The 4,393-nt window shown below is 41.2% G+C and carries 4 protein-coding genes; 1 reads left to right on the forward strand and 3 read right to left on the reverse strand.

The window, feature by feature from the left end:
* The coding region (locus H6S82_RS20250; protein ID WP_191056621.1) for a hypothetical protein at positions 1–1,141 on the forward strand (1,141 nt) is incomplete at its 5' end.
* A 137-nt stretch (positions 1,142–1,278) separates the two neighbouring features.
* On the opposite strand, the gene H6S82_RS20255 is transcribed toward H6S82_RS20250, so the two are convergent.
* The 3 genes from H6S82_RS20255 to H6S82_RS20265 form a co-directional block, all read right to left on the reverse strand.
* Positions 1,279–2,322 carry a class I SAM-dependent methyltransferase gene (locus tag H6S82_RS20255; protein WP_190474013.1) on the reverse strand — a complete coding sequence of 348 codons (1,044 nt, stop codon included), beginning with the start codon at positions 2,320–2,322 and terminating at the stop codon, positions 1,279–1,281.
* A gap of 24 nt (positions 2,323–2,346) precedes the next feature.
* On the reverse strand, positions 2,347–3,123 hold the full coding sequence (locus tag H6S82_RS20260; protein ID WP_190474011.1) for an SDR family oxidoreductase: 777 nt from the start codon (positions 3,121–3,123) through the stop codon (positions 2,347–2,349).
* Positions 3,124–3,222: 99 nt separating this feature from the next.
* Entirely contained in the window at positions 3,223–4,230 is a 1,008-nt protein-coding gene (locus H6S82_RS20265; protein ID WP_190474009.1) for a class I SAM-dependent methyltransferase, read from the reverse strand.
* Positions 4,231–4,393 lie beyond the last annotated feature (163 nt).

A 4,393-nucleotide genomic window follows, 5' to 3' on the forward strand; every position in this document is an offset into this window, starting at 1 on the left:
ATTTGTAAATTTCTTTAGCAATAAAATTGTCGATATATATTTTATCAAAACTGCGGACACAGGAGGCGATCGCTCTTACTTAATTAATTACGCTAATGATAAAGATTTCGCAAAAATTCACTTTAAAGAATTGAGTGAAGGAAGTACACTTCAATACAGTCCGACTGTTGGTTGGAGTAGAATTCCCGTTGAATACAAAACATTTCATGTCGATGCTAATGGATATCGTATAGATCCCACACCTGTTGATTATAAGCCTAATAGTAAGTCTTTTTACTTTTTTGGCGGCTCGACTATGTGGGGTTATGGTGTGCGGGACAATGAAACTATTCCGGCTTTGTTCAGTTCAATTTCAGGCATACCTTCTTACAACAGAGGTGAGATTGGCTATACGAGCCGTCAATTACTCGATCAATTTATTAATGTTTTAGTTACCGGAGATAAAATTGATGCGGCGGTATTTTATGATGGGGTAAATGATATATATGTCTCTTGCGATTCCCATTTTAAAATTGGTGACAATTTAAAGACAAATAGCATAAGATCGGCAGCAATACTTGCTAAAAGAACTGATGTTTTAGTATTAAATTTAATCAATCGGATTTTTTTTGATGGCACCAGAAAATTAGCCGGGGAAATTCTCCGTCCTCTATCCGATCCTAAAATTGAGTCAGGCAAAACAAAATCCACTGATGGCTACTATGTGTGCGATAACTTACCAGAACGCGCTCAAAAAGTTGCAGAAAGACTTATAAAAGATTGGGAAATAGCACATGATATAGCCGAAGCAGAAGGCGTAAAATTTATAGCGGTATTGCAGCCAGTTGCTTCTATTGGTAACCCAAAGTTAGACCATCTAAAGTTCCCAGAACTAGATCGAGAATTACTATTACAGTACAAATTCGTATATCCGCTGATTAAAGATATTATTCAAGATCGCGGTTACGATTGGATACTAGATTATACAGATATTTTTTCACGTAACGAGTACATCTATACTGACTTTGCTCATGTTTCTAAAAACGGTAATTTAATAGTTGCAAAACAACTATACAATGATATTTTGAAACTCCCCGCCGGAGAGTGGGGGAGTGGGGTAGCGGGGGAGCGGGAAAACGAGATAGTGGAAAGAAATTCCTAATTTTGACTAGCAATTTTAGATTCATGCCCCGCCCCTTGTGGACAGAACAAATCTAAAATCTCCAAGCTGCGTCAGAAAGTGGGCGCAGTCAATCCAAAATCGCAAATCTAAAATCCAAAATCGTTTGACTTTTGACTTTATTGTTTGACAGCAACTACCAGAGTTAAATCTGAACCAAGGTCAGACACTTCGATTCCAGTAAAGCCGACAGAGTGCAGCCAACGCGAGTAATCCGCAGCGGTATGCGCGTTGCCTTCCTCTTTGTGGAGCAAGGTTCCGAGCGCAAAGATGAGAGGTGTCATCGGACCAGTGCGATCGTGATTTGGCATCCAGTCAGTGACAGCAATTCGTCCTCCAAACTTGAGAGCAACCCAGATTCTGCGGAAAAGATCTTGTGCCTCCCGCTCACCCAAATCGTGGATATAGCGTGCGATAATCGCTAAGTCGTAGACGTTCTGTCCGAATTGCATCTCTCTCTGGTCACCCGGCAGAAAATCATACTGGTTCTCGACGCCATCCTGTTTGAGAAACTCGCGTGCAATCTCAAGAACAGGTGGCAAGTCCATTGCGGTGACACTGGTGTCCCGACCCGTTGCTTGGGCAACAGCGATCGACCAAACCGCAGAGCCACAAGCCACATCAATCACACGCAGCCCCGGCTGTAAAACACCTTGGTTCAACAAAACCTGCGCGGCGCGACGCGCAGGCTCACGGTTAACAAAGTGTAGCAAAGGAATATAAGCGCGGAAAAACTTCTGAGCTATCCCTGTCTGTACACCATCAGCTTGTCTGACAGGCTTTCCAGTGCGAACGACTTCCAGCAGATGACTCCAACTCTCCCACATCCACTCTTCCTCGAGCAAAAGACCCATATAGTTAACTTTGTCTCGAACCAGGAATTCTGAGGAAATTGGTGTAAGACCGTACTCTTCACCCGACTTTGTAAGATACTGGAGACCGACGAGTGCATCCAGTAACATACGGACACCGCGATCGGAAGCTTCTGCGGCGCGTGCGATCTCTGTGACAGTTCTCTTGCCATCGGCAATATGAGTGAAAACTGCAAGTTGTACCCCAACACAGAGTGCCCGCGACGCAGCTATAAACAAACCCATCTTTTCGATCGGAGGGAACTCATTTTCAGTCGAAATCAAATCCGGCTCAATCATCTCTTTCTTCATGTTATATATAGCTCAAAATCCTGACTAAAATCCGCCAGCCGATAAAGTAATGTCCTGCATCGTAATCCCAAACGCTTCGTCACGGCACAAAAACAGAGCCAGTGCCGCAATTTCTTCAGGTTGTATAACTCTCTTTTGGGGATTGTTCTGTTTGAACTCCTCAATATATTCAGCCAAACTTCGACCTTGGTTTTTTGCCACTTCTGCTAAAAAAGTCTTGCTACCCGGAGTTTCTACAAAGCCAGGACTAATAGTATTGCAAGATACCCCATGAGCCGCTCCCTCCCTCGCTACGCAGCGGCTTAGCCCCACCACTGCGGCTTTAGAAGCACAATAAGCAACATAACTAGAATCGGCTACACTAGATATAGAAGCAATATTAATAATTCGACCCCATCGGCGCTCAATCATCCCAGGTAAGCAAACTTTGATAGTACGATAGACACCGTTGAGGTTAACTTCCATAGTTTCTTGCCAAAGTTCGTCAGAATGGTTGCACATTGTCTGCGACACAATAGTTCCGGCAGAATTAACGAGAATATCTACTTTGCCAAAAGTTTTTACCACCGAGTCGTAAAAAGCTTGTACGGAGTCGGTGGAAGAGACATCCAAATTCACTGCCAGAGCTTTAACTCCCTTTGCCTCAATTTCAGCTTTGCACGAACTTGTGGCAGCAGAACGGGAACCTACAGCTACATCAGCTCCCGCTTCAGCTATAGCTATAGCTATAGCTCTGCCTATACCGGAAGTTCCTCCCGTTACAATAGCCACACGCTCTTTCAAGAATTTTTCTGGTTTCATCACTCTTGTTCTGAGAAATAATCGGTTTGATTATACATAAGAAGGATTGTGAGCTTTGAGCTAAGAGCTTCTAAATCCCCACCCCAGAAATTTAAGTTTTTAACCCTCCTTTTTGCCAATCATAATAAAAAATCCTCCTTCCTTGCTATTTGTAAAAATCATTGATGATTCTACTAAAAAACGTTCCAAAGCATTTCCAGGCGACTGGGCAACAAATAGCTTTTCATCAGGACTAAATTTTTTACCTAGCCCAGATTTAGGAATACTATTAACAAATGAAAAACCATTTTCTGCAAACCAAACCATCACTTCACCGATCGTATGCTTATACTCATTAGGATTTTTATACTGATCCATGAACCATGTATGTCGCTTACGTTCGTTGAGATTTACATCTACTATTCTTGGATCTAGGAACTTGAATTTATCGCCTGTTAAGTTGAAAATTAAGCGTCGCACATCTGTCCAGATTCTTCCATACTTGTGGTAAAGCCCTATAATAATGTATCCTCCTGGTTTTACCAGCTTAGCAATGGATGAGAATGCCAATTTGGGATTATGTGTGTGGTGCAACACACCATTAGAAATGACTACATGAAAACTTTCAGGCTTAAAGATAGGCTGAAAAATATTCATTTGGAGAAAATTAACTCTTTGTAATTCGTATTTCTCTTTGAAAGCCTGACCTAGTTTTAATGAATTAAGGCACATATCAACGCCAAACACAGTGCGATTAGCTATGGACAGGAAAATACTTAACTGCCCGGTACCGCATCCACATTCTAATACCTTAATTCCAAAAGGCAATTGTTCATCTAATACCTTAGCAAATATACCTTCTTTGGCTTTTTGCATTAAACTGCCCACACTATCTAAATCATTATAGTTAGGAAAGGGATTTTCTTCATAAAATGCCTTCACGAGGTTAGTAATGTTTCCTGATGGGGCGTCAATATCTTCAGGCCAAAACAACAGAGGAATCTTGTTGTTAATTTCGTATTGTTGTTGGCAGTTTTGACAGCAGATGACATCATTATTAAAATCCAGTGATTCATTTTTGCATCTGGGACAAATCAGTTCGGTTATTTGGCTTTGAAGATATTTCATGTGTCGGCAACTTTTGATTTTTTTATTGGGTATATCCTGTTGTTCTAATCAAGTAAAAACTCTTTTTTTCAAGAATCATCTAACTTCAAAGGAGTTTCCTAATTTTGTCAAAATTTAAGTAAACTCCATACTCAAAGTTACATTGCCGATGGCAATTTAGGAT

This window comes from Planktothrix sp. FACHB-1355 (genome assembly GCF_014748295.1).
Taxonomy (GTDB): Bacteria; Cyanobacteriota; Cyanobacteriia; order Cyanobacteriales; family Aerosakkonemataceae; genus Aerosakkonema; species Aerosakkonema funiforme_A.